The organism is Mesorhizobium sp. M7A.F.Ca.US.006.04.2.1 (assembly GCF_004022915.1).
GTDB classification, from domain to species: domain Bacteria; phylum Pseudomonadota; class Alphaproteobacteria; order Rhizobiales; family Rhizobiaceae; genus Mesorhizobium; species Mesorhizobium ciceri.
In genome coordinates this window covers 1-5,883 of record NZ_RZQA01000381.1, presented here as the reverse complement: position 1 = coordinate 5,883, position 5,883 = coordinate 1, and the positions used below count along the sequence as shown (strand labels likewise).

The following is a 5,883-nucleotide window of genomic DNA, read 5'->3' as shown; positions in this document are numbered from 1 at the left end:
GTCGTCTATGGCTGCGGCCGCGAGGCCTTGCAGTTCAAGGGTTTTGCCATGCGGCTCTACCATTTGGGCCTGCCGGTTTCCGTGGTCGGCGACATGAACACGCCGCCGCTGGGGCAGGGCGATGTCTTCCTGGTCAGTTCCGGGCCGGGAGAAACCTCGACCGTGCTGACCCTGATGCAGGTCGCGCGCCAAGCAGGTGCAACCAATCTCCTGCTGACCGCCCAGGCCGAAGGCAGCGCGGCAAGGCTTGCCGACTTCACGCTGCTCATTCCCGCGCAGACCATGGCCAACGATCAGGGGGCGCAAAAAACATCGGTCCTGCCGATGGGCTCGGTGTTCGAAGGCGCGCTGTTCCTGCTGTTTGAGGTGATGGTGCTGAAGCTTAGGGAATTGACCGGCGCGTCGCCCGAAGCCATGCGCGCCCGCCACACCAACATGGAATAGATCATGCGCTATGAACTGATGCTGCCACACCAGATCCGCAGGGCGATCGCCGAGAATTGGCCGGTCGCTCTGCCGCTCGGCGTGCTGGAATACCATGGCGAGCACATGGCCGTCGGCATGGACACGCTGGCCGTCATCAAGACGCTGGAGCTGTTCGAAAAGGAGAAGGACGTCGTCATCCTGCCGCCCTTCTACTACGGTGCGGCAAGCTATGCGGTGGCGCCGCCGGAAGGCAGCGGCTCGGTGCAGGTCGGCGGCAATGCGCTGGCGCCGTTCGGCGAGGAACTGTTCTACAGCCTGCTGCGCATCGGCTTCCGCAACATCCACGCCATTATCCACCACCAGACCGAGAACTTTGTCGCCGGCATGCCGACCGATCTGGCGTTCAAGGCCGCCGGCCGACAGGCGATCTTCCGCTTCCTCGAAAAGGAGCGCGGCGAGGGCTGGTGGGGGTCGCAGGCGATGGCGGACTATTATTCAGGACACGCGGCGGGTGAAAATTTCTTCAACTGGGTGCAGGTGCATCCGCTGATGTCGGCTGACATGAACGGCAAGTACCCGTTCGACCATGCCGGCATTGGCGAGACCTCGCTGATGCTGGCGCTATGCCCGGAGGCTGTCGATGCCAATCACTTCGCCGACAATACCGGCTGGTACACGGCGAGCGCCAAGGATGCTTCGGCAGAGCTCGGGCAGAAGGGCGTCGCCATGATCATGGACCACCTGCGGGCAATATTGGGACGCTAGCGCGGGGCTTCCCTTCTCCCACAAGGGGGAGAAGGTAAGAGGGCGCCATGCTACTTCACCGCGCCCGCGGTCATGCCCATGATCAGATAGCGCTCCAACGCGATGCCAATGACGGCGAGCGGCGCGATGGCCGCCGTCGCTAGTGCCGCCATCGACCACCAGTTGATGCCTTGCGAGCCGGTCTGGCTCGCCACCATGACCGGAATTGTCTTGGCGTCGGTCGAGGTCAAAAGGGCGGCGAAGAAATACTCGTTCCAGCACAGCACCATCGCCAGGATGAAGGCGGCGACCATGCCCGGCAGCGCGATCGGCATGACGATGCGGAAGAACGCGCCCCAGATCGACAGCCCGTCGACCAAGGCTGCTTCCTCGAGCTCGACCGGGATCGAGTTGAACTGGTCGCGCATGATCCAGATGACGATCGGCAGCACCATCAGCGTGTAGAGCAGGATCAGCCCGATGCGCGTGTCGAGCAGGCCGACCTCGCGGTAGAGCACCAGGAAGGGCAGCGCCAGCACCACCGGCGGCAGGATCAGCTGCGACAGGAAGAAAAACGAGATGTCCTCGTTCTTGAACCAGGCGAAATGGTAGCGATAGCGGGTGAGCCCGTAGGCGGCGAGGCTGCCGATGATGATGGCGAGGCTCGACGCGCCGACCGAGGTGATCACCGAATTCATAAAGCGCTTGAGGAACTCCTCGCGCACGGTCGAGGTCTGGAAGATCGAGTCCGGCGACAGGCCGAGCGAACGCCAGCCCTTCCAGTCCGGCTGGAAGTCGACGAAGGGGATGAGATGGCCTTGCGTGACGTCGACTGCGGTCTTGAACGAGGTCGTGATCGTCCAATAGATCGGGAACAGGCAGATGAACGCCCAGAAGGCCAGCGCGCCATAGATGAAGACGCGGCTGGCGAGGAAGCTCGCCGGCGAGCGGATCTCCGAGGCGACATATTCGGTGGTCTGAACGCTCATCGGGCTCAATTCACCCCCATCTTGCTTTAATTGACATTGCGGACAAAACGGTTGGCAAATTTCAACAACCACGTGACGAACACGACGATGATCACCAGATAGGCCATCGCCAGCATGGTTCCGTAGCCGACATTCGAGCGGTCGCGGTATTCGCGGTAGATGAAGCTCGACACGGAATCGGTGGCGCCGCCGGGGCCGCCGGACGTCACGGTGATGATGATGTCGGCAAGCTTCAGCTTGAAGATGATGCGCAGGACCACCGCCGTCACCGACACCGGCAGCATCAGCGGGAAGGTGACCTGCCAGAAGGTCTGCCACGCATTGGCGCCGTCGACGCGTGCGGCTTCGAGCACCTCGCGCGACATCGCCTGCAGCCCGGCCAGCAGCATGATCATCATGAACGGAATGAAGGTCCAGGCATCCAGTATCATGATCGATATGCGCGCGATGATCGGATCGGAGAAGAAGGCGGGATTTTCCCAACCGAGATGGCGCGCCAGCGTTGCGGCCGGTCCGAACCTGTATTCCATCAGCGATTTGCCGATCATCCACGACACCGCGACCGGCGACAGCATCAGCGGCATCAGGAAGACGACGCGGAAGAATTTTCGCGCCCGGATCTGGGCATTGAGGAGCAGCGCCAAGCCGAAGGCAATGACATATTCGACCGCCACCGCCAGCACGTAGAGCACCATGTTGAACAGCGCGTTGCGGTAGTAGGGATCGCCCAGCATCTGCCAGAAATTGTCGAGCCCGTTGAACCGGCGGCCGCTGAAGGAACTGAGGTTCCAGTCGGTGAGCGCGATGTAGAAACCGAACAGCGTCGGGAAGATCACCATGGCGATGGTGAACAGCAGCGCCGGCAGCAGGAACAGGGCACGCTGGCCGTCTTCGCCGCGCGTCAGCACCTGGCCGACACCGATCGCCACGCCCCACAGAACATAGGCATAGACGACGGGGCGCCAGGTCTCGAAGCCGATCGTATCGGGGCTACCCTTGTAGAGGATCTCCAGCACGATCGTCGCCAGCAGGCCAAGCGTCGCAGCGGCCATCAGCGCCCAGCCAAGGCGTTTACGGCCTGGAGAGATCAGATCGGAAGTGCCGGCATCTGCCGGCCACGGGTTCGCGGTCGATGTCTGGTCAGCCACAAATCTCGCCCGTTTGAAGGCTCTCGAGGAGCCGGAGCCTGTCTAAAGTGGTCCGGCGTTGCCGCCGGACCACGGTTCATAGGCCAGCCTACATGCCGAGCGAAGCTTTGTAGAGCTTGATCTGGTTGTCGCGGCCGATCTGGTCGGTCAGCTTCTCCCATGCCGCCGCGATGGCGTCGGCGCCTTCCTGCGCCTTCATCTTGCCCGCGAAAGTGTTGGCCAGGATGTCCTCGGCGGCGCTGTAGTACTGGAAGATGCCGGGGATGCGTGGCTCGATCGCCGCGTTCGGATGGTTGTAGCTGTCGGATTCCGATTTGAGGTAGGAGGTGATGAAGGCCTCGTCGTAGCCGGCCGCCACCCATTCGGGAATGTCGAAATGCGAGTTGCGGTAAGGCTGGAAGCCCGACGGATACATCGCCGTCCAGATCGACAGGTCCTTGCCGCCGAGATGGGCTGCAGCGGACCATGCCGCCTTCTTCTTCTTTTCGTCGGCATCGACGCGGGCCATGACATAGACGCCCCAACCGAGATAGGCGCAGTTGGGCGCATAGTTCGGGCCGCTGGCGAGCTTGTCCCAGGCGCCGGTCTTCGCATTGTAGACATCGTCCGAGCCCGGCAGGATCGAGAAGCCGGTGACGTCGCCGACGACGGAAGAGTCGTTGGTCTTGACGTTGGAGCCGACGTCGCCCCACCAGGTGACCATCGAGCCGGTGCCGGCCAGGAACTGCTGGAAGGCGGTCGTGTTCGGATCGGCGTTGATCTGGTCGGCGGGTTCGGAGGGCAGCGCGTCGATGACGTCCTGGATTGCGCGCACCCAGGCCGGATTGTTGACGCGCGGCTTCATCGTGTCGGCGTCGAACAGCCAGGCCTTGTCGTCGGGGTGCTTGGCATAGGCGGTGGCGCGGCTGCCAAGGAAATAGAAGCCGAAGCCGCCCCAGGGCTTCGGCGCGTCGAGATAGCCATAGACGTCCTGGTCCTTGAGCTTCTTGCCCTTCAGGAACTTGGTCACCGCCTGAACCTGCTGCCAGGTCTTCGGCACGCCCCATTCACCTTCGCCGCCGCCGTCCTTCCAGGCCTTGGCGAGGTCGGCATCGGCGAACACGTCGGTGCGGTAGTTGAAGTTGTGCGCGTCGCCGTCGACGGTCACGCGGTATTGCTTGCCGTCCCAGGTGCCGACCGGCGGCTTCAGATAGCTGACCAGATCGTCGAAATCGATCTGGGTCTTGACCCAGTCGGGCATTTCCGACGTCAGGCCCTTGCCGCAGACATCGCCTTCGAACGGCGCGCCCATTTCGATGATGTCGAAGTCGACGGTCCCGGTCGCGATCGACTGCTGCAGGCGGGCGTTGTAGTCGGCCTGCGCCAGGTCGATCCAGTTGATCTTGGCGCCGGTATAGGTCTCCCATGGCTTCAGGAAGCCGCGGAACAGCACATTGTGCAGGTTCTGGTTGTTGAGACCCATGAAGGTCAGCTCGACGCCGGCGAATTCGCCTTCCTTGACATTGGCCTTGGTGGCTTCGAGGCAGAGTTCACCGACCTTCTGGAAATCGGCGTCCGTCGGCTGGCCTTTGCCGACGCCGGGGATCTGCAGGATTTTTGTGCGCAATTCGCTTGCCGCGGAGGCCGGGCGCGTCAAGGCGCCAAGTCCGGCGCCGGATGCGGCTGCGATCGCGGCCATGCTTGCCGCACCCTTCAATATGTCGCGCCTTGTGGCGCCGGCTCGAACCAGTTTGTCGTAAAGACCCGTTCTCATCGCCTATTCCTCCCAGAACATCAGTGTGAATAAATCGGCCAACTGTCGGACGCCGGAGCGCCAACGATGCTCCCGTTTCGGAAACGAATTAGGCAGGACCCCACCCTGCGTCGATTGAGGTTCCGATTGCGGATCGGGCACCGACATTTTTGACCAGCGCCTGCCACTATTCTCACAACCCAACGCCGTGTCAACGAGAGCTGGTTTTTATCTATAAGGGACCGACTTGCCCTGGCAGGTCGCGTTGGTTAGCTTCTGCGCCTACGGCTAATGGAGCCGATGGGGGAGACATGGCGCAAGTCGCGATCAGCAAGGTGGCCAAGGCCTTTGGAACGGTCAAGGTTCTGCACGAAGTCAGCGTCGATATATCGGACGGACAGTTCGTGGTGCTGGTTGGCCCCTCGGGTTGCGGCAAGTCCACGCTGCTCAGGATGGTGGCCGGGCTGGAGACCGTCTCCGCCGGCACGATCGCCATCGGCGACCGCGTCGTCAATCATCTGCCGCCGGCCAAGCGCGACATCGCCATGGTGTTCCAGAACTATGCGCTCTATCCGCATAAGACGGTCGAGCAGAACATGGCCTTCGCGCTCAAGCTCAGGAAAACCGATCCGGCCGTGGTCGCCGAGCGGGTCAAGCGCGCCGCCGACATCCTCGACCTCAATCCCTATCTGAAGCGCTATCCCCGCCAGCTTTCCGGCGGCCAGCGCCAGCGCGTGGCCATGGGCCGCGCCATCGTGCGCAATCCGCAGGTGTTCCTGTTCGACGAGCCGCTGTCCAATCTCGACGCCAAGCTGCGCGTGCAGATGCGCACCGAGATCAAGGA

Annotated in this window: 6 protein-coding genes; 3 read left to right on the top strand and 3 right to left on the bottom strand. The window is 62.5% G+C overall.

The window, feature by feature from the left end:
• Together EN925_RS20035 and EN925_RS20030 are read left to right on the top strand one after the other, a co-directional pair.
• The coding region (locus EN925_RS20035) for an SIS domain-containing protein (protein ID WP_128336845.1) at positions 1-444 on the top strand (444 nt) is incomplete at its 5' end.
• A 3-nt stretch (positions 445-447) separates the two neighbouring features.
• Positions 448-1,191, top strand: a complete 744-nt coding sequence (locus EN925_RS20030; protein ID WP_063167792.1) for a creatininase family protein — start codon at positions 448-450, stop codon at positions 1,189-1,191.
• Positions 1,192-1,241: 50 nt separating this feature from the next.
• Here EN925_RS20030 and EN925_RS20025 read toward each other — a convergent pair whose 3' ends face one another.
• From EN925_RS20025 to EN925_RS20015, 3 genes are all read right to left on the bottom strand, one after another.
• The gene (locus tag EN925_RS20025) at positions 1,242-2,159 is read right to left on the bottom strand and encodes a carbohydrate ABC transporter permease (RefSeq protein ID WP_013532185.1); all 918 of its coding nucleotides are present in this window, start codon (positions 2,157-2,159) and stop codon (positions 1,242-1,244) included.
• 26 nt (positions 2,160-2,185) lie between these two features.
• Positions 2,186-3,307 carry a sugar ABC transporter permease gene (locus EN925_RS20020; protein ID WP_127369901.1) on the bottom strand — a complete coding sequence of 374 codons (1,122 nt, stop codon included), beginning with the start codon at positions 3,305-3,307 and terminating at the stop codon, positions 2,186-2,188.
• Between the two features lie 88 nt (positions 3,308-3,395).
• Positions 3,396-5,060: a sugar ABC transporter substrate-binding protein gene (locus EN925_RS20015; protein ID WP_013532183.1), complete on the bottom strand. Its 1,665-nt coding sequence runs from the start codon at positions 5,058-5,060 to the stop codon at positions 3,396-3,398.
• Positions 5,061-5,350: 290 nt separating this feature from the next.
• On the opposite strand from EN925_RS20015, the gene EN925_RS20010 reads away from it, so the two are divergent.
• Positions 5,351-5,883: ATP-binding cassette domain-containing protein (locus EN925_RS20010; RefSeq protein WP_128336843.1), on the top strand; the 533-nt coding region annotated here is incomplete at its 3' end.

What these genes read in the sequence shown, in the direction of transcription:
- EN925_RS20025 (WP_013532185.1), bottom strand. Translation starts at nt 2,159, where the DNA reads ATGAGCGTTCAGACCACCGAATATGTCGCCTCGGAGATCCGCTCGCCG.
- EN925_RS20015 (WP_013532183.1), bottom strand. Translation starts at nt 5,060, where the DNA reads ATGAGAACGGGTCTTTACGACAAACTGGTTCGAGCCGGCGCCACAAGG.
- EN925_RS20030 (WP_063167792.1), top strand. Translation starts at nt 448, where the DNA reads ATGCGCTATGAACTGATGCTGCCACACCAGATCCGCAGGGCGATCGCC.